The organism is Streptomyces sp. NPDC058239 (assembly GCF_042882185.1).
In the GTDB taxonomy this organism is placed as follows: Bacteria; Actinomycetota; Actinomycetes; order Streptomycetales; family Streptomycetaceae; genus Streptomyces.
Genome location: NZ_JBHVWS010000015.1, coordinates 125,358 through 143,203, shown reverse-complemented (window position 1 = coordinate 143,203; position 17,846 = coordinate 125,358). Strand labels below are relative to the sequence as shown.

20 protein-coding genes and 4 pseudogenes are annotated in these 17,846 nt (G+C 70.2%); 15 read left to right on the top strand and 9 right to left on the bottom strand.

The genetic code is table 11. The features are described from left to right. Positions 1-42: 42 nt before the first annotated feature. Positions 43-504, bottom strand: coding sequence for an RrF2 family transcriptional regulator (locus ACFVYE_RS18900; RefSeq protein ID WP_383975974.1), 462 nt, complete (start codon positions 502-504; stop codon positions 43-45). 317 nt (positions 505-821) lie between these two features. On the opposite strand from ACFVYE_RS18900, the gene ACFVYE_RS18895 reads away from it, so the two are divergent. After that, the gene (locus ACFVYE_RS18895; RefSeq protein WP_383975973.1) at positions 822-1,394 is read left to right on the top strand and encodes a cupin domain-containing protein; all 573 of its coding nucleotides are present in this window, start codon (positions 822-824) and stop codon (positions 1,392-1,394) included. Positions 1,395-1,486: 92 nt separating this feature from the next. After that, a pseudogene (locus ACFVYE_RS18890) lies at positions 1,487-1,618 on the top strand (IS5/IS1182 family transposase); the annotation flags it as partial. Positions 1,619-1,676: 58 nt separating this feature from the next. Here the strand turns inward: ACFVYE_RS18890 and ACFVYE_RS18885 are convergent. Next, positions 1,677-1,781 (bottom strand): hypothetical protein, encoded by a 105-nt coding sequence (locus ACFVYE_RS18885; RefSeq protein ID WP_389606453.1) that lies wholly within the window; start codon positions 1,779-1,781, stop codon positions 1,677-1,679. 7 nt (positions 1,782-1,788) lie between these two features. Here ACFVYE_RS18885 and ACFVYE_RS18880 point away from each other — a divergent pair. From ACFVYE_RS18880 to ACFVYE_RS18860, 5 genes and pseudogenes are all read left to right on the top strand, one after another. Beyond that, a pseudogene (locus tag ACFVYE_RS18880) lies at positions 1,789-1,893 on the top strand (site-specific integrase); the annotation flags it as partial. A 223-nt stretch (positions 1,894-2,116) separates the two neighbouring features. Then, positions 2,117-2,878 carry a DeoR/GlpR family DNA-binding transcription regulator gene (locus ACFVYE_RS18875; protein ID WP_389606474.1) on the top strand — a complete coding sequence of 254 codons (762 nt, stop codon included), beginning with the start codon at positions 2,117-2,119 and terminating at the stop codon, positions 2,876-2,878. Continuing rightward, on the top strand, positions 2,875-3,822 hold the full coding sequence (pfkB, locus tag ACFVYE_RS18870) for a 1-phosphofructokinase (protein WP_383964989.1): 948 nt from the start codon (positions 2,875-2,877) through the stop codon (positions 3,820-3,822). Before ACFVYE_RS18875 ends, pfkB begins: the two co-directional genes overlap by 4 nt. Before the next feature lie 85 nt (positions 3,823-3,907). Next, positions 3,908-5,908, top strand: a complete 2,001-nt coding sequence (locus ACFVYE_RS18865) for a fructose-specific PTS transporter subunit EIIC (RefSeq protein ID WP_389606451.1) — start codon at positions 3,908-3,910, stop codon at positions 5,906-5,908. A 50-nt stretch (positions 5,909-5,958) separates the two neighbouring features. Then, complete coding sequence (locus ACFVYE_RS18860) at positions 5,959-6,231, top strand: HPr family phosphocarrier protein (RefSeq protein WP_383964984.1); 273 nt, start codon at positions 5,959-5,961, stop codon at positions 6,229-6,231. 387 nt (positions 6,232-6,618) lie between these two features. On the opposite strand, the gene ACFVYE_RS18855 is transcribed toward ACFVYE_RS18860, so the two are convergent. Next, entirely contained in the window at positions 6,619-6,771 is a 153-nt protein-coding gene (locus ACFVYE_RS18855) for a hypothetical protein (protein WP_383964981.1), read from the bottom strand. A gap of 11 nt (positions 6,772-6,782) precedes the next feature. On the opposite strand from ACFVYE_RS18855, the pseudogene ACFVYE_RS18850 reads away from it, so the two are divergent. After that, positions 6,783-7,151 (top strand): annotated as a pseudogene (locus tag ACFVYE_RS18850) (hypothetical protein); the annotation flags it as partial. A 310-nt stretch (positions 7,152-7,461) separates the two neighbouring features. Further along, complete coding sequence (locus ACFVYE_RS18845; RefSeq protein ID WP_383965003.1) at positions 7,462-7,560, top strand: hypothetical protein; 99 nt, start codon at positions 7,462-7,464, stop codon at positions 7,558-7,560. 342 nt (positions 7,561-7,902) lie between these two features. Here ACFVYE_RS18845 and ACFVYE_RS18840 read toward each other — a convergent pair whose 3' ends face one another. Both ACFVYE_RS18840 and ACFVYE_RS18835 read right to left on the bottom strand, forming a co-directional pair. Beyond that, positions 7,903-8,994, bottom strand: coding sequence for a CU044_5270 family protein (locus tag ACFVYE_RS18840; RefSeq protein WP_383964979.1), 1,092 nt, complete (start codon positions 8,992-8,994; stop codon positions 7,903-7,905). Beyond that, positions 8,991-9,662 (bottom strand): RNA polymerase sigma factor, encoded by a 672-nt coding sequence (locus ACFVYE_RS18835; RefSeq protein ID WP_389606447.1) that lies wholly within the window; start codon positions 9,660-9,662, stop codon positions 8,991-8,993. Before ACFVYE_RS18835 ends, ACFVYE_RS18840 begins: the two co-directional genes overlap by 4 nt. Before the next feature lie 141 nt (positions 9,663-9,803). On the opposite strand from ACFVYE_RS18835, the gene ACFVYE_RS18830 reads away from it, so the two are divergent. Next, complete coding sequence (locus tag ACFVYE_RS18830) at positions 9,804-11,369, top strand: serine protease (RefSeq protein WP_389606445.1); 1,566 nt, start codon at positions 9,804-9,806, stop codon at positions 11,367-11,369. Positions 11,370-11,716: 347 nt separating this feature from the next. On the opposite strand, the gene ACFVYE_RS18825 is transcribed toward ACFVYE_RS18830, so the two are convergent. Beyond that, complete coding sequence (locus ACFVYE_RS18825; RefSeq protein WP_389606443.1) at positions 11,717-12,043, bottom strand: GMC oxidoreductase; 327 nt, start codon at positions 12,041-12,043, stop codon at positions 11,717-11,719. Here ACFVYE_RS18825 and ACFVYE_RS18820 point away from each other — a divergent pair, their 5' ends adjacent. The 3 genes from ACFVYE_RS18820 (at position 12,044) to ACFVYE_RS18810 (ending at position 14,058) form a co-directional block, all read left to right on the top strand. Then, positions 12,044-12,307 carry a helix-turn-helix domain-containing protein gene (locus tag ACFVYE_RS18820; RefSeq protein WP_389606441.1) on the top strand — a complete coding sequence of 88 codons (264 nt, stop codon included), beginning with the start codon at positions 12,044-12,046 and terminating at the stop codon, positions 12,305-12,307. It abuts the gene before it with no gap. 737 nt (positions 12,308-13,044) lie between these two features. Then, complete coding sequence (locus ACFVYE_RS18815) at positions 13,045-13,335, top strand: hypothetical protein (RefSeq protein WP_389606439.1); 291 nt, start codon at positions 13,045-13,047, stop codon at positions 13,333-13,335. Between the two features lie 297 nt (positions 13,336-13,632). Then, a complete protein-coding gene (locus tag ACFVYE_RS18810) occupies positions 13,633-14,058 on the top strand; it encodes a hypothetical protein (RefSeq protein WP_389606437.1) in 426 nt (141 codons plus the stop codon). Positions 14,059-14,143: 85 nt separating this feature from the next. On the opposite strand, the gene ACFVYE_RS18805 is transcribed toward ACFVYE_RS18810, so the two are convergent. Next, complete coding sequence (locus ACFVYE_RS18805) at positions 14,144-14,287, bottom strand: hypothetical protein (RefSeq protein ID WP_383964965.1); 144 nt, start codon at positions 14,285-14,287, stop codon at positions 14,144-14,146. A 486-nt stretch (positions 14,288-14,773) separates the two neighbouring features. Here ACFVYE_RS18805 and ACFVYE_RS18800 point away from each other — a divergent pair, with 486 nt between their 5' ends. Then, entirely contained in the window at positions 14,774-15,910 is a 1,137-nt protein-coding gene (locus tag ACFVYE_RS18800; RefSeq protein ID WP_389606435.1) for an ice-binding family protein, read from the top strand. A 459-nt stretch (positions 15,911-16,369) separates the two neighbouring features. On the opposite strand, the gene ACFVYE_RS18795 is transcribed toward ACFVYE_RS18800, so the two are convergent. Then, entirely contained in the window at positions 16,370-16,546 is a 177-nt protein-coding gene (locus ACFVYE_RS18795; protein ID WP_383964959.1) for a hypothetical protein, read from the bottom strand. A 248-nt stretch (positions 16,547-16,794) separates the two neighbouring features. Here ACFVYE_RS18795 and ACFVYE_RS18790 point away from each other — a divergent pair. Then, positions 16,795-16,987, top strand: a pseudogene (locus ACFVYE_RS18790) (integrase core domain-containing protein); the annotation flags it as partial. 210 nt (positions 16,988-17,197) lie between these two features. Here the strand turns inward: ACFVYE_RS18790 and ACFVYE_RS18785 are convergent. Then, a complete protein-coding gene (locus ACFVYE_RS18785) occupies positions 17,198-17,845 on the bottom strand; it encodes a TetR/AcrR family transcriptional regulator (protein ID WP_383964956.1) in 648 nt (215 codons plus the stop codon). Between the last annotated feature and the right edge of the window lies 1 nt (position 17,846).

The following is a 17,846-nucleotide window of genomic DNA, read 5'->3' as shown; positions in this document are numbered from 1 at the left end:
CGACCGGTGACCCGCCGAGCGCAGCGTGCGGCGATCGCCCGTTCACGCCGACACGCCCGCTGCCGCTTCGGGCGCCCTGCCGCCCTCGCCGCCACTGACCGCTTCGCCGCTCCTTGCGAGTTCCCCGATGGTGGCTCGCTCGAAGAGGGCATACGCGGCCGACTCGGTGTCGCGCCACAGGTCCGCCACCCGACGGCCTGCACCGCGGTACTCCAGCGCCCTTGGCCGCTCGCCACGCACCGTGAAGAACTCGCCGTCCACCGCCGTCATCACCTCGGCGACTGTGATGGCGTCCGCGTCACGCCCGAGCCAGTAGCCTCCCTCGCATCCACGCCGACTGCGCACCAGACCGGCCGAACGCAGATCACGGAAGACGGACTTGAGGAATCGGAACGGGATCTCCTGCGCAGAGGCAATGCCCTCGCAGGTGAGGGGCCGCGCACTGTCCGCGGCGAGCTCGACGAGCGCCCGCACCGCGTAGTCCGCCTTCGCCGAGATCTGCATGTGCACCGTCTTCCCAAAGTGTCGGTCACGTCTCGCGCCACCGCACCGACCGGATGACCCGCACCAAAAGGCCGTCCGGGAAGACCAACCCAAGAAGTCGTATCGGAAGGCCGAAAGACCAGCGCAGCGGCAATGGACACATCTTGACATCCATTCGGCCGTCTCTCTACGGTCGGCTCAGGATCTTGCGCATGCCCCGCATCGAGCGAGCCGTCGGCTGCGACGGTCCACCACCGCCACCGGCCCCAACACCGGCGAGCGGCCGCCGCGTTCCAGACACAGCTGCCGACAGCCCGCCCACGACGAGCAGGAATCCCATGGCCCCGCATCCGCACCCTTCCGCCTCTCCCGATCCGGAGCCGGCTGCTGCTTCCCGCACCGCCGCCGAGCACGACGCCTTCCATCCCGACCTGCCCGGGCACGGCAATGTCACAGCTCTGCCACTGCGGGCCCGACTGCACCACATCCGCGCCGACGCGCTGGACGACGGCACCGCGCAGACCGGCGGCATGCGGCGGTTCGCGGCAATCAGCGGGAGCTCCGTCGGATCGGAGCGCATCTGGATGGGCCAGACCCATGTCGCCCCGGACACCGCTTCCTCCAATCACCATCACGGCGCATCGGAGACGGCGATCCATGTCGTGAAGGGGCACCCGGAGTTCGTCTTCCTCGACGACTCCAGCGGCAGCCCGGAGGAGATCCGCCTACAGACCGCCCCCGGCGACTACATCTTCGTGCCGCCCTATGTCCCGCACCGCGAGGAGAATCCGAGTCCCGACGAAGAGGCGGTCGTGGTCATCGCACGCAGCACACAGGAGGCGATCGTGATCAACCTGCCGGAACTGTACGTACTCGACAAGGAACCGCCCGCCGGGAGCCGACGCCCCTGATTCCCGTCCTGAGGAACCCTGGACAGGCCAGTTCACAGGCAGGGTGGCCCATGGCACCTGCCGCTGGATGACCGTCTGCTGCCGGTCACTGCGTACCGGCCCGCGCCGAGCACACCTTCGCCCGCATGAAGACCTGGAAGATCGACCGCGACCCCGGTCTCGAAGACGACAGCGTTCACCGCGCCATGCTCGGCACCCACGCGCGACACAACCCCGTCCTCGCCGACTGGACGGGCATGCTCGGACTGCCATGGACCACGTCCGCACCGGCTCGAAGATCAGTTACGGCCCGTGCGGAAGCTCAGTACCGAAGTAGGCAGCGAAGAACTCGGCTTCATCAGGTGTTTTCCCGACTGCGATGGCCGCCTCGGGAGAGACCCCGTCCACCTCGTAGGTCGTCGGTCCTCCCGATGCGTGCCCGGACGCCGCATTCGTCCGCCTCTCGTACGGGCAGGCCCGTGCTCCGCTCGATGAGCACACCTCCGTCGCCGGGCCGGGCCACCCCGGTGAGATCGGGCCCGGCCGGCGACTGCACTACGACCTCCCGCCCCGTCGCCGTGGTCGCCGACCGTGTGACGCGCAGGGTGAACCCGACGGCGGCGGTCCCGGCACCACGTGTCCGTTCAGGCCCACACATGCCCGAGTCTGTTTACATTGCCGAACCGTGAGCGTAATCTGACCGCGAAACCACACAGTCGGGCATGGAACGGATTCAAAACAACATGTATGCACCGGAGCGGCAGCAAGTAATCCTCCGCCTCGCCCGCGAGAGCGGCCGGGTCGATGTGCTGTCCCTGGCCGAGGAGTTCCAGGTCACCGCCGAGACCGTGCGGCGTGATCTGAAGACCCTCGACCGGGCCGGGCTGCTGCGGCGCGTCCATGGCGGTGCGATCCCGGCCGGGCGGCTCGACTTCGAGCCCGAGCTCGCCGAGCGCGATGCGGTGGCCGTCGATGAGAAGGAGCGCATCGCGGCCGCCGCGCTCGGCGAGCTCCCCACCGACGGCAGCGTGATCATCGACGCGGGCAGCACGGCCGCCCGACTGGCCGCGGCCATCCCGCTCGACGCCCACCTCACCGTGGTCACCCACGCGCTGCCGGTGGCCGCCCGGCTCGCCGACCACCCCGGCATCGCGCTGCATCTCGTCGGCGGCCGGGTCCGGCACCGTACCCGTGCCGCTGTCGATGCCTGGGCTTTGAACGCCTACAGCGAGATCAACGCCGACGTCGTCTTCCTCGCCACCAACGGCTTCTCGCCGAAGGGCGGACTGACCACGCCGGACCTGGCCGAGGCCGCCGTCAAGCGCGCGATGATCTCTGCCGCCCGGCGGGTCGTGCTCCTGGCCGACTCCGCCAAATTCGGCCAGGAACACTTCGCCCGCTTCGGCGACCTCGCGCAGGTCGATCTGCTCATCACCGACACCGGACTCGGCTCCGACGACGCCCTCGCCATCGAAGGCCAGGGCACGGAAGTAGTACGCGCATGATCCTCACCGTCACCCCCAATCCAAGCCTGGACCGTACGTACGAGCTGCCCGGGTTGACCCGCGGTGCCGTGCTGCGGGCCACGGACGACCGAGTCGACCCCGGCGGCAAAGGCATCAACGTCTCGCGCGCGGTCGCGGCAGCCGGCCACCGCACGATCGTTGTCGCACCGCTCGGCGGGCCTGAGGGCGCACTGCTCGCCCGGCTGCTCGGCGAACACGGCATCGAGGCGGCCGGAGTACCGATCGCCGGCAGCACCCGTATCAACGTCACGCTCGTCGAACCCGACGGAACGCTCACCAAGGTCAACGCGGTGGGCCCGGAGATCACCGTGGCCGAGGCGGAGGCCCTTCTGGATGCCGTGCAGAGCCGGTCTGCCACCACGGACTGGATCGCCTGCTGCGGCAGTCTGCCCCGTGGGCTGCCTCCGCAGTGGTACGCCGAGCTGGTGGCCCGGAGCCACCGCGCCGGGGCCCGGATCGCCCTCGACACCTCCGGCGCGGCACTGACCGCGGCGCTGCGGGAGCGCCCCGATGTGGTCAAGCCGAACGCGGAGGAGCTCGCCGAGGCCGTCGGTCGCCCGCTGGCGACGGTGGGCGACGCCGTGAAGGCGGCTGAGGAACTGCGCGAGCGCGGTGCCCGATCCGTTCTGGCCAGCCTCGGGGCCGACGGCCAGTTGCTGGTCGACGGTTCGGGTACCTACTTCGGCACCGCCCGGGTGGACACGGTCCGCAGCAACGTCGGAGCGGGCGACGCCTCCCTCGCGGGCTTCCTCGCCGCGGATGGAAAGGGCCCGGCCGCGCTCGCCGCGGCGGTCGCCCACGGCGCGGCGGCGGTGCAGTTGCCGGGCAGCGTCATGCCGACCCCCGCGGAACTCGACCTGTCGGCGGTCACCACGACCACCGACATCCCCCTGGACCGACCCCTGACGGAGCCGACTTCATGACTGCCGTGCATTCGCGGCCCAGCACGCACCGCCCCGAGTCCCCCCGAGCCGCCCACAGGACGGTCCACGAGCAAGGAGCCCCGCGATGAGTGAACTGATCACCGCGGAACTGGTCGATCTCGATCTGTCCGCCGAGACGAAGTACGACGCCGCCCGGTCACTGGCCAAGCGAATGGTCACCGAGGGCCGCGTCACCGACCTCGACGGCTTCCTCGCCGACGTGGCCGCCCGTGAGGCACAGATGCCGACCGGTCTGGACGGCGGCATCGGCATCCCGCACTGCCGCAGCGAGCACGTCACCGCGCCCACGCTCGCGTTCGGTCGTAGCGAGGGCGGCATCGACTTCGGCGCGGCGGACGGCCCCGCCGATCTGATCTTCCTGATAGCGGCGCCTGCCGGGGCCGACGACGACCACCTCACCATCCTCTCCGCCCTGGCACGACGGCTGATGGACCCGGACTTCACGGGCGCACTGCGAGCGGAGGGTGACCCGGGCGCGGCCGCGGCCCTGATCCGCGGCGAGGAGCCCGTTCCGCCTCCGGACACCTCGCCCGCGGACGGTGCAACAGCGGACGTCCCTGCCTCGGACAGCGGTGCAACGGCCGACGAACCCTTCCGGATCGTCGCCGTCACGTCATGTCCGACCGGCATCGCACACACCTACATGGCCGCCGAGTCGCTGGCAGCCGCGGCCCGCGCCGAGGGCGTGGTGCTCGACGTCGAGACGCAGGGCTCAGCCGGGTTCGAGAGGCTCGATCCGGCGCTCATCGCCACTGCCGACGCGGTCATCTGGGCGCATGACGTCGAGGTGCGCGAGAAGGCGCGGTTCGACGGCAAACCCATCGTCGACACCGGGGTCAAGGCAGGGATCAACCGACCTGCCGCGCTGATCGCCGAAGCCAGGCGGAAGGCGGAGCAGGGCGAGACCAGCACCGTCGCGGGCGGCGCCGCACAGCAGGGCGACGGAGCCGCCACCGGCGGTGACCACGCACACTTCGGGATCCGGTTGCGCACCTACCTGATGTCCGGTGTCAGTTACATGGTGCCGTTCGTCGCCGCAGGCGGCCTCCTCATCGCACTGTCGTTCGCCATCGGCGGCTACGAGATCGCCGGTGCCAAGTCCGTCGCGGACCACTTCGTCTGGGGAGAGGCCGACAGCTGGGCCGCTCTGCTGAACCAGATCGGCACCGCCGCATTCGCCTTCCTTGTGCCGGTGCTGGCCGGATACATCGCGTACGGCATGGCGGACCGGCCCGCGCTCGTCCCCGGGTTCGTCGGCGGTGCCATCGCACTCACCATCAACGCGGGCTTCCTCGGCGGCCTCGCAGCGGGTCTGCTCGCCGGTGGGGTGGTGATGGCGATCCAACGGGTGAAGGTCCATCCCACGCTGCGCGGCATCATGCCGGTGCTGGTGATTCCTCTGCTCGCCTCGGTGGTCGTCGGTTTCCTGATGTTCATCGTTGTCGGCAAGCCGATCGCCTCGCTCCAACGAGCCCTGACCGACGGCCTCAACGGGCTCTCCGGCTCGAACGCGATCATTCTCGGCATCGTCCTCGGCCTGATGATGTGCTTCGACATGGGCGGGCCGCTCAACAAGGTGGCGTACGCCTTCGCGGTCGGCGGCCTTGCCGACCCGACGCCCGGCAGCCTCAAGGTGATGGCCGCGGTGATGGCGGCCGGCATGGTGCCGCCGCTGGCCATGGCACTCGCAACCACCGTACGCGGCAGGCTGTTCAGCAAGGCCGAGCGGGAGAACGGCAGGGCGGCCTGGGTGCTGGGCGCGTCCTTCATCAGCGAGGGCGCGATCCCGTTCGCGGCGGCAGACCCCCTCCGGGTGATCCCGTCGGTGATGGCCGGCGGCGCGGTCACCGGTGCGCTGTCGATGGCATTCGGCTGCACACTGCGCGCCCCGCACGGTGGCATCTTCGTGGTGCCGCTCATCGGCGGTCCGTTCCTCTATCTCCTGGCCGTCGCCGCCGGTACGGCGGTCGCGACCGCCCTGGTCGTCCTCCTCAAGGGGATGCGCAGGACCACGGAGGCGCCGGCCCCGGCAACCGAAGAGCCCAGGATCTCCGTCGCCGCCTGACGCACTGACCCGTCACCCCGCTCCCCCACCACTACACAGGAGAGTTCACCATGCATCAGCGCACTGTCGCCGTAGGTTCCCGCAGCGGTCTGCACGCCCGCCCTGCCTCCTTGCTCGTCCAGGCAGCCACCCGGCAGCCGGTCAAGGTGACCATAGGCCGGGACGGTCAGAGCGCGGTCGACGCCCGGAGCCTGCTCTCCGTGCTCGGCCTCGCGGCCCAGCACGGCGATTCAGTGGTGCTGGCCGCGGAGGGCGACGGCGCGGAGGCCGCGGTCGAGGAGCTGGCCGCACTCCTCGCCCGCGACCTCGACGCCACGCCGTAACTTCCTGGAGGCGCACGGCGAACGGAGCACCCCCGGTGCGTGCGGCCGACAATGCCCTGTTCTGGAAGTCGCAGCAGTGACAACCGTCGACGACGCATGACGACTTGGCCTCGTCCTGCACACCGGCCCGCGCCTCATGGCATCCGTCGCCGTCGCGAGGGCCATGCCTGACCACCGACGCTGCCGGTCAATTCGGGCCTGGCAACTTCGCCCCGCTGGGTATCCGGCGGGGCGAAGTCGTGCGGCAGGTCCCGCCGCCCGGCCGGGCCGTACCGCATCCCCTCTTGCAGCACCTGCCGCATGCGATCCGTGCGCCGGAAGGAACTGAGAGGGCAGTGGCTGCGTGTCAGCCCACCACCCGCTCCGTCCGTGTCCCGCTCGATCCGGTCAGCCGCCGAGCGCATGCACCTCGCTCAGGATGGCGCGCATCTGCGGTCCCGACTTCTGCGCGTAATCGCTGCCCGTGTACCCCCACCAGTCCCAGCAGCCCTGCGGGTTGCCACGCAGCAGGCTGATGTCGGTCTGCGGGTAGAGGATCACCAGCCGCCCTCATGCTGCTCGGCGAACGTACGGTCGCGGAGGCCGAGCACCCGTTGCGCGGCGAGATCCTCGAAGACCTGTTGGGCGCCCCGCACCGCGACCCCGAAGGGCTGCGCCGCCGGGCCACGCTGGTCGGACTGGACCTGGAGCGTGACCATGTGGTGCTGGTGGCCCGGGGTGGGGACCCCGGCAGGCGGCGCCGCATCACGGAACTGGCGGGCGGCCATGCCACCCGGATCGGCGGGATCGCGGGCGAGTACGGCGGCAGCACCGTCGTCGTCCTGCCCGCCGTCGAAGACCCGGGCGGCGCCGCCCGTGCCCTCGCCGACGTGCTGACCGCCGGAATCGGACACCCCGTCACAGTCGGTGCGGAGCACGCGGCACCCGGCGCCAAGGCCGTCGTCGAGGCACACCGCGACGCCGCCCGCTGCCTGGACGTACTGATCGCGCTGGACCGCGCCGGCGAGGGTGCCTGCCGCGACCTCGGCATCCACGGAATACTGCTGGGCCCGGCGGGCCGCGACGAACTGGACCGCTTCGTCCGCCGCACGATCGGCCCGCTGGTGGAGCACGACGAGACGCGCGGCAGCGACCTGGTACGCACCGCACTCACCTACTTCGCCTGCGACGGCAACCTGAGCCGTATCACCACCGCCCTGTTACGTCCACGTCAACACGCTCTATCAGCGCATCGACCGGGTCTCGGCGCTGCTCGGCCCGCAGTGGCGCCACGGCGACCACGCGCTGCAGGTCCACCTGGCCCTCACCATGCGACGAACGGCCAGGTAGGCCCTGACGAGCTCGTGCATGGTCGGCGCGAGCTCATGTTCGACGAGCAGCGTCTACGGGGGCTGGTCATACGCCACGGGACAGAGGCGGATGCGGCCTTCGAACCGGGCCCTGTGGATCTACGGAGCCCACGGAGACCGAATGCGGGGCTGTCCTCACCGCCCTCGGCGTCACCCGGGACACGCTCGCGCCCGGTACTGCCATCGCCTCGGTGGGACGGCCGTGTCTGCTGGTCCCCCTCACCACCCGTTCCGCTCCCGCCACGCTCACGAAGGTGCACGGCGCGTGGGCCGGCCCCCGTGGGACAGCGATCCGGGGCGGCCGAGGTACCTGGCTGCCGCGCTACGTCGTCGTCGGCACGGGAGTCTCGCCGACGAGGTCGACTGCGGCCTTGGTGAGGATCGCGGAGGTGCCGACAACGGTCCCGGCCGGGCCGGCGTCGCCGGCTTCGGTGAGGACCGTGCGTTCACCGAGGAATGCGTACGTGCTCCGGTCGAAGACCCACTGCGTTTGCTGCCCGTTTGCCGTACGGGCGACGGCAACGCCTTCGCGTCCCGTGGCGTCGGCGGCCGCATGGATCACCGTGACCCCGGGGATCTGCGCGGCGGCCTTGTAGAGCGCGGCGCTGACCCGCGGTGGCGCCCAGGTCTCGGCCAGCAGGTCGCCGATCGCGGTGAATGCCCGCCGGTCCGGGTCCTGGCCTTCTCCGCGGGTCTCGTCCCGGATCAGCTTCAGCAGGGCGTCGGGGTCGGTGGGCAACGACGCGACGTACTCGTGGGTCGGGTTGCCGATCGACGGGCCCCTCTTGCCCGGGATGCTCGGCCGGGGCGTCGCCCCTGGGCCGTCGAGGTTGTGGACGGGTGCGTCGTCGCCCAGCCGGCTGTCGGGCTCGCCCTCCTCGCGCAGCAGGCCGGGGCGACTGCCGTCGGCAGACAGCCACACCTGCCGCCTGTGCGCGGGAGCCATGGTCACGGGGCCTCCTGCGGCGCTCTGCGCGGCGTAGGCGACCTTGCTCTCGATGTACACGAACTGGTCGGCGCGGACCGTCGGCTGCTTCGCGCCGACGGCGGCGAGCGCGATGCGGTCGAGGAGCTGTGTCACTTCGGGTGTGCTGGTGGCGCCGCCTCCCGTGACTGCGGTGGTGTCGCGCCCGGGGGTGTCCGCGAGATTCACCGCCACGACGCCGCCGACCGCCAAGGTGCAGGCGACAGCCGGCGCCACGAACCGGACCAGACGCCGGCGCCGGCGCGCGGCCGGGGTGGTGCGGTCGGGCGATTCGGCGTCGGCGGCCCTGCGCAGCAGTGCTTCCTTCAGCAGCAGTTCACGGTCGGGCCCCAGGCCGGGGACCGATGGCGGGGGCAACAGGTCGGCCGGATCCAGGCATTCGGTGTCCTCGGCCCGGTGGTGCGTACGGCGCCGCGGGGTGGTGTTCATCCGTGGTTCTCCTGCGTCAACGACCGGGCCGCGGGGATGCGGTCCAGTACTGGCTTGTCGGGGCTGGCGGAGGGTTCCGTGCTTTCCGCCGCAGATGGCCGTCCGGCTCCTGCCCGCGCAGTCGGCGGGCGCGTGGCGCGGGCTTCGGCATCGGTGAGCTCGCGCAGTCGGGTACGGGCGCGGGACAGGCGTGACCGGACGGTGCCGACCGGCACACCGAGTGCCTCGGCCGCAGCCGCGTAGTCCAGGCCGGCCCACACCACAAGGGTGAAGACCTCTCGGTCCCGGTGCCGCAGACGGGCCAGTGCGGTGTGCGCGGCGCGGAGTTGCTCGGCATCCGCGAGATGCGTGACGAGATCGTCGACGAAGTCCGGAATCGAGCCGCGTTCCGGGACGCGGGCGAGCGCGATCTCACGGCGTCGGCGTGCGCGTGCGTTGTGGCGCATGATGTTGGTGGCGATGCCCAGCAGCCACGGGCGCAGGCTGTCCCCCTCGGGGTGCAGTTTCTCCCGGCTGCGCCATGCCTCCAGAAAGGTCGCCGAGACGACGTCCTCGGCCTCCGCCCAATTGCCCGTCACTCGCAGGGCATACCGGTACAGCACCTGGGCGTGCCCGTCGTACAGCTCTCCCAGGGCGTCGCGGTCTCCGCGGCGGAGGCGATTCCTCATGAGTGTTTCCACACTCTGCTCTGCCGCGTCCGTTGCGCCGGTTCCGGTGACGTGCGCCACACATGCCGCCAGGGCCGCGACCTCCCACCCTGTGTGACGCAGCTCACGGGAACGCGGACGCCGGACAGCGCAGTGCAGGTCATGAACAATTCTTCCGTACCCCGCCGGAGCGTCCTGCGGACCCTGGCTCTCGCCGTCTCCCTGGTCGGCAGCGCGATGCCCGCATGGGACACCACCGCCTTCGCCGCAGAGCCGGAGACATACGCCCTCACCATCACTCACCTCGACCGCACCGGCAGCAGGACAGCGGACTACGCCACCACCGTCACCGGAATCTCCGGCCCGGGTGCCGGCGAGTCCGTCCAGCCGCACGACGCCTCCGGCACGACCACCGTGCGCCTGCCCAAGGGCCGGTACCTGCTGGACAGTTTCCTCACCACCGGCGATGGCGCGGACGGGATGGACTGGATCGTCCAACCGCGCCTCGACCTCGACCGCGACACCACCGTCACCGTCGACGCGCGGACCACCGCCCCCGTTGACGTACGTCCGCCCGACCGCACCGCGGGCTTCCTGCACGGCGGCATGTTCGTCGAGGTCACACACGGTGGCGCCACCCGCTTCATCAACCAGGTCATCGCCACTCCGAACCTGCGCGTCGCCCACCTGGGCCCCGCCGCCGAATCCGGCTCGGTGAAGCAGTGGTACGACGCGCACTGGACGACAGAGACCACCGGCTACGCGCTCGGCTACACCTTCACCGGCACCCGCGCCCTGACCGGACTCACCCGGCGCCCCTCCCCGAAGGACCTGGCCACCCTGCAGATCCGCGGCGCGGCCCGGCCGGGCACCGCGGGCACCGCGTCCATCGACCTGACACCGAGTACCGGAGTGACCGTCGGCGTCACGCAGAAACTGACCACCCCCGGCACCGCCACGTACCTGGTGACACCCGAACGCGGCACCTGGGACATCACCTACTGGGCCCCGGCTGCGCCCGGCGCGGCAACGAACCGCTACAGCGCCAACGGCATCGCTGTGCGCGCCGGGGCCACGACCACGTACTCCTTCGACAACGCCGTCTTCGGCCCCGACCTCACCGGCCGTCCCGGCGTCGTGCGCGACGGCGACGGGCTCGCCGTCGATGTCCCGCTGCTCGCCGACGGCGATGGCCACGTACCGTCGGCACCGTCGTACGACGCGGCCTCGACCACTCTGCACCGCAACGGCATGCTCGTCGGGACGCAGTCCGGCGCCCCCGGACGAGCCGAGTTCACCGTGCCGCCGGGTCGTGCGACGTACCGGGTCACCAGCACGGTGAACCGCAACGGTGCGCCCGGCACCGCCACCGGCGTGACCGCGTCGTGGACCTTCACCTCGGGCACGACGACCGGTCCGACCCCGGTGCCGGTGAGCGCCGTGCGATTCTCGCCCGCGCTCAGCCCGACCGGCACCGCAGTGGCGAACGCGACGCTCCGCATCCCCGTCACCGTGCAGGGCGCCGCCGGGGACGGACGCATACGCTCGCTGGCAGTCTCGGTATCCGTGGACAGTGGCGCCTCGTGGACCCGGGTCCCGGTCGAGCGCGGCGCCGTGACGATCCGCAATCCACATGCGGGCACCGGCGTTTCCTTGCGCGCAGAGCTGACCGACACCGGCGGCAACACCCTCACCCAGACCATCGTCGACGCCTACCGCACGCAGTGACCCCGTAATCCGGGCAGATCGACGCGTGAGGCCTTCGGCTTTCGCCATCAGTCGTCGACGCAGGACACGAGCAGCGCGCGGCGGATGACAGGTTTGAGGCCGGCCGACCGTCAGCTCGAACGCGGCCTGTTCGGCAACGTCGCAGAAGTGGGTCAACTCGCCGAGCCACAAGCCGGTGCGGTACCCGACTTTCTGTCATTCGCCGACGCTGGTGGCAGGTCGTCGGACGCCCATGCCATCAACACACGAAGCCCCGCCGAATCTCCTCCCACGTCATCGAGCCCGGTGCCGTCATTGATGTGGCTGCAGAGGGTGCATGGGGAGACACCGAGGAGTGTGCGGGGCTCCTATGAATGGGCTCGCAGGAGGTCTGCCGCTCGTTCGGCGATCGCGTAGACGGTGGCGTTGGTGTTGGTGTTGGCGGAGACGATGGCAGGCATCACGGAAGCGTCGGCTACGCGCAGGCCGCTGACGCCGCGCACGCGCAACTCGGGGTCGGCGACGGCTGTCCCACCGATGCCGATCCGGCAGGTTCCGGCGTAGTGGCTGTAGGTACGGAGGTTCTTGCACAGGTACGCCGCCAGTTGCTCAACGTCGCGGATGTCGGGACCCGGCAGTACTTCCTCGCCCCGCCAGCCGGCCAGGGCCGGGGCGCTTCCGATCTCGCGGGCCATGTGCAAACCACTGACCATGGCGTCAAGATCGCGGCCAAGCGTGACATCTGGCGGCCGGTCGACCTGCAGGCGGCATTCTTGCTGGATGATCTGGACAAGATCTGTGCGGCACTGGGGTGCACGGTGGCGGACCTGATGAAGTCCGAGCCGGTGGCCACCGCAGGAGGCCAGGAGGAACCGGAGCGGGTGGTCGGCGGGGAGTCGGGGCCGGTGCGGCCGGTGCCGCGCCGAGAGGGTCCGCGTCGGCTGCGGCCGCCGCACTGACCGGGAGCCGTGACGGTGGTGCGGCAATGTGGACTTTGCCTGGACTGGGGTGTGCCCCATCTGCGTGACGGCCTGTGCTGGAGCTGTCGGGGCTGGCTGGAGCAGCTGGGGCGTCACGGCAGCCCGGTGCTGCAGATGTAGCGAGTGGCGACACAGCTCTGCGCGCTACCGGGTGGACCGGTGCCCGCGATGTCAACGGGACAGTCTGCCGCTGCACGCGGAGGAGTGTTTGTGCCGCGGCTGCCTGGCCTACGTGCGCGAGATCGGCGCTGAGACGGCGGCGGCCTCCTTCACGCAGCCCACCTTCGCCGGTCCGCTCGCGCATCAACTCAAGCGGCGCGCCGGAGAGCTGGGCTTCGTCGTACACAACCGGTCGGGCCCTGTCATGCGCTCACGCGCCCGAGCCCGAGCGACGGCCGTCCCGGACGGCAAGGCACTTCCGGAGCCGGTCGACCGGGGCAGCTGGCCCTGTTCTCGATGCCGCGGACCTGGCGGCGCGAGCGGCACGCATCCCTCCCCACGTTCTCCCCTCCACCGGACCCGGCGCAAGAGTTACTGGATTCCTTCATCGCCGGCTACCCGCGGACCTGGGTCGCCGGCAAACGCAACGTGCCGGGCAGTGCGGCCGTGGTCCTGCATACTCTGCTGGCCCGGATGGGAGCGCACGCCCCCATCCCCGAGCGGACGTACGTTACCTGGCCGGGACCGTTGCGGCCGGTACCGCTGCCACACGCCGCGTGATTTCCTTCCTTCACGCGCAGGCTCTGCTGGACGCGGACGAACTCTCCGAGACACCAGCCCAGCTGCTCACCGACGTCCAGCACCAGGTACGCCCGCACATCCCCGACTTGAGCCAGGAGCGGCGCGACGAGGAGGCCCTGCGCGCGCGGATCACGCAGCTTCCCGCCCCAATGGCCAGCCAGCTGAGCACCTGGGTGCGAGTCCTGCGTGGCTGCGGCCGATACCGGCATCCTCGGGCCGGCTTCCGGCGCATCCGCCGTTACTGCGTACCGCCTGGCCTGCCCTGACCACATGGGCGGCGGCCGGTCTGGATCTGCGCCAAGTCACCACCGATCACATCAAGAGCGAGCTCGCCCGCCACCAGGGCAACGTGGCCCGCGGGCTGCTCACCGTGCTGCGCAGCGTCTTCCGGGCCCTCAAGAAGGAGCGGCTGATCTTCCACAACCCAACGGCCGGGCTTCGGCAGCCCGCTGGAGTGCGCCTGCCACGGCCGCTGTCCAGCGACCGCCTGCCTGGCCGGATCCCTGAACCGGCTCGACGGACCCGCCTCACGGCTCATCGTCGGCTTGGTCGCCATCCATGCCGTGCGCGCCGCAGAGGTCGCCCGGCTCGACCTGGGCGACCTCGACCTGGCCTGCCGGACACTGGCGGTGCGCCGAGGGGAGCACACCCACACCTTCTATCTCGATGATCTGAGCACTCACCTCGTGGCGGATTGGCTGCGGGAGCGCCGCCGCCGTCGGCCCGAAGCCACGAATTCGCATCTGCTCATCACCTGCCATACCTACCGGCATCCATCGTCTCCGCAGCTCAGCTACTGCGCTGTGCGAGCTGCATTCGATCAGGTGGGGCTGTTACCCCGTCAAGTGTGGGCCGACCGGATCCTGTACGAGGCTCGGGACACCGCCGACCCGGTTCACCTCGTCCGGCTCTTCGGCATCCACCCCGGTGTTGCTGTCAAGTACGTCAACACCGTGCATCCGGACAAGGCGATACCACGCATCCGCTGACAGGGCGCCGCTGACCACGCCAGCGCCGGGCCGTGGAAGACCGACCGCAGCCTCCACGCTGGACAGTGCTTGGCTCTTCCGCTTCTCACACCTTCCGGAACGGGGATGCCTCGCCGGGCGAACGCTCGCGCATGTACTTGCGCGCGGTGGCCGCAGGCCACGGGATGAGCTTGCGCTTCCAGGCCGCATCCAGTGTGTAGCGCGGTTCGTCGCCCCAGCCTTTCGACATGCGCGCCCTGCCCCGGAACCGGCACGGGGCCAGCAGCACGGGCCGGACGGCGGGCCGCACTCGCGGTATTCGCCTCGTCGAAGGGGCTGAGGCGGTCGGCCGGGTCGCTGGGCCGGAGGTGTTACGCGCGACCGCTGGTGGCGTGACGGCACGACAGGTGATGGGAACTCACCCTCGCGCCTCCTGGCTTTATCGCCGTCTTATGTTCGCATGGGTCCACACTTGGTGAACCCTGCGTGACGATTCGTCACTGTGTGTTCGCTGCGTGTTCTGCCGTCTCCCGCTCCAGCGGACTCGGTGCTCAGGTGGGCGTTCGTCACCTGATGGGCAGCGGCTACGGGTCGGCAGACGCAATCCACCCCGAAACAGGAAGGACCACCTTCAATGGCTGTGGCTACCACTCCGTCTGCCTTCTCGGAAGACGGGCGCAAGCGAGTCCGACGCAGGCGTGTCTGGCGCAGGGCGTCCTTCGCCGTGCTGTCCGGTGTGACTCTGCTGAGCACGACCACGTTCTTCACCACCGCCGCGTATGCAGCGGAGGCTCCGGTGGGACTGGGGACCGGCATCAGTTACGCCGTGCTGGCCGGCTCAACGGTCACCAACACGGTCACCACCACCGTTCTCAACGGAGACCTCGGGCTCAGCCCGGGGAGTTCTGTGACGAACTTCCCGCCCGGTCTCGTCTTCGGCGCTCAGAACGTAGCCAACGGTCCGGCTCTCACGGCGAAGAACGACCTGGGCATCGCCTACAACGACGCGGCAATTCGGACTCCGACAGGGGACGTGACGGGCGTCGACCTCGGAGGACAGACGTTTACGACTGGCGTCTACAACTCCACAAGCTCAATGGCCCTCACTGGGACCGTCACCCTCAACGGAGAGGGGAACTCCGGCGCCGTCTTCATCTTCCAGGCGGCATCGACCTTGATCACAAGCTCGGCGAGCAGCGTCAGACTTGTCAATGGGGCTCAGGCCTGCAACGTGTTCTGGCAGGTGGGCAGCTCCGCCACGATCGGGACGTTCTCCAATTTCAAGGGCAGCATCCTGGCCTCGGAGTCCATCACGGTACAGAACGGCACGGAGATCCAGGGCCGGGCCCTGGCGCGTACTAGCGCGGTCACCCTGGACAACAACGTCATCACCGTGCCGTCCTGCGTCGGGGCGCCCGGGCCGACCGGGCCCACTGGTCCGACGGGCGGTGCCGGACCTACTGGCCCGACGGGCAGCACTGGTCCGACGGGCGGTGCCGGACCTACTGGCCCGACGGGCAGCACCGGACCGACGGGCGGTGCCGGACCTACTGGCCCGACGGGCAGCACCGGACCGACGGGCGGTGCCGGACCTACTGGCCCGACGGGCAGCACCGGACCTGCTGGCCCGACGGGCAGCACCGGACCTACTGGCCCGACGGGCGGCAGCGGTGGTGGCAAGGGTGACCACGGCGGTGGCAAGGGTGACCACGGTGGCAAGGGTGACCACGGTGGCAAGGGCAAGGACAAAGACAAGGACAAGGACAAGGGCAAGGGCAAGGGCAAGGGCAAGGGCAAGGGCAAGGGCAAGGGCAAGGGCAACCACGGTGGTAGCAAGGGCAAGGGCAAGGACAAGGGAAACCACGGTAGATAGGCTCGCGATCATCTGGCCGACACGGGGTCAGGGGCTGAACTGGCGCGCAGACCGGTGGGCGGCTCGGTGGGAGGAGAGGCTCCAGGCGTGCCAGGATCCGGGCGATCGCCGCTCCTGAGCTCCGGCTGCGAACGCCTGCGCAGCGACCTCCGTGACGTTGGTTCGGCGACGCGCACCGCTGTGACCGACCGATTCCGCGCCTCCACCGCGCCCGTAGGCTCCTTGAGCAGCTGCGTCCAGTCCATGCCCGGCACAACGCCCGTGCCGGAAGAGAGTGACGGGCTGTGATGATCCGGGGATCTGTCTCCCAGCTCGCTTCCCAGGACCGCGCCCACGAAGGAGAACAGGGGGCAACCTCCCAGGCATCCCAGACAGATAGAACGTCTCGCCCCCAGACCCCCAGGCACCTCCCAGACCATCAAGGGAGCTGGGAGGTTACACAACGTGAACCTCCCAGCTTCACACCCGGCTTGCTCCGGCGCCGGTGGCGACGGCCTGGGCGAGGAACTCGGCGAGCTGGGCGGTGGCGTGCGGGGCGGCCTGGGCGAGCCGGCCGGCGACCGCCAGCTGGTCGATACCGATGGCCGGGGCAAGGTGCGCGAGCGCGGACAGCAGCGCGGCGTGCGCGGTCGTCACCTATTCAGACAAACCGCCACCGTAGCCCTGGCGGGCACAGCTTCTGTTGCCCAACTGGGTCAAACAACGGCGGCCCCTGCCTGGTCGAACCTCCCGGCGTTCCTTGACCACTACGCCTTCCAGCCCTCACACTGCGTCCGAGCCGGACTGCACGACGAGTAGATCCGACCCCATCGACCGGGTCATCACCGACAATGCCTGACCTGCCGCAAGAGCGTCGCCTTCCGCCGGGCCGTGGCCGACCTGGGGGCAGCGAACAGCGCTTCATCCGCCTCCACTGCCCCTGGACCAACGGCAAGGTCGAACGCTTCGACCGCACCCTGCAAAACGAATGGGCCTACCACCAGGTTCACCAGCAACACCGAACGCGCCCACGCGCTGGCGCCGTGGCTGACCTTCTACAACATTCGATGCCGACACACCGCGCTCGCAGGCCGGCCGGCATCATTGCCGCACCGCTTCGTTGAAACCCACGCGATTCCACAATCCATCGGACACGGCCTGACAGCGGTACCCCTTCACCCAGGCGGCGTCCCACGGCAGGCGCATCGGCAGACCCCGCAGAGGCACCCCGAATTCCGCCCGGCCCAGGTGCGCCGGGGCCTTATCTATCCCCGGCCCAGGTCCATCCGGGGCCCAGCTCAGCCCGTCTCAGGTCCGTCCGTCCCCCGGCCCATCCGCCTGGGCCCCGTCCGCCTCACGCTCATCCGTCACAGGGCCGCCCGCTCCGGACGCCCCTGCCCGCAGCCCGTCCATCACAAGGTCCAGCAGTCGCGTCGCACGCGGCTGCCAATCGCTGTGCGGGTTTATCTGCCAGAGCCCGGCAATGGCGAGCACGAAGTCGTCGGGGGTCAGCCCCGGGCGTATCGTGCCGGCCTCCTCGTTCGCGTTCAGCAGGAGCCTGACCGCCTGGGTCACCGGGCCGTGCCCCAGCTGGGCCAGGCTGCCGTACGTGCTGGTGGCCTTGCGCAGCGCGTCGGCCAGGCCGGCCTTGGCCATGGCGTATTGGGCCAGGCGGTCCATCCACTCCCTCAGGGCCTGGTCAGGTGCGCGGGTCTGGAGCAGTTGGGCGGCGGTGTCGGCGACCTGCTGCATCTCGTAGCGGTAGACCTCCAGCACGAGGGCCTCGCGGTTGGGAAAGTTGCGGTAGAACGTCCCCTGTCCGACGCCCGCCTTCTTCGCGATCGCGCTCAGCGGAGCATCCGCAGCCCGCGTCAGCTCGGCCAGCGCGACTTCCAGGATGCGCTCGCGATTCCGTTGCGCGTCCGGGCGCAGAGTCCCGCTCTTCTCTTCCTGCACT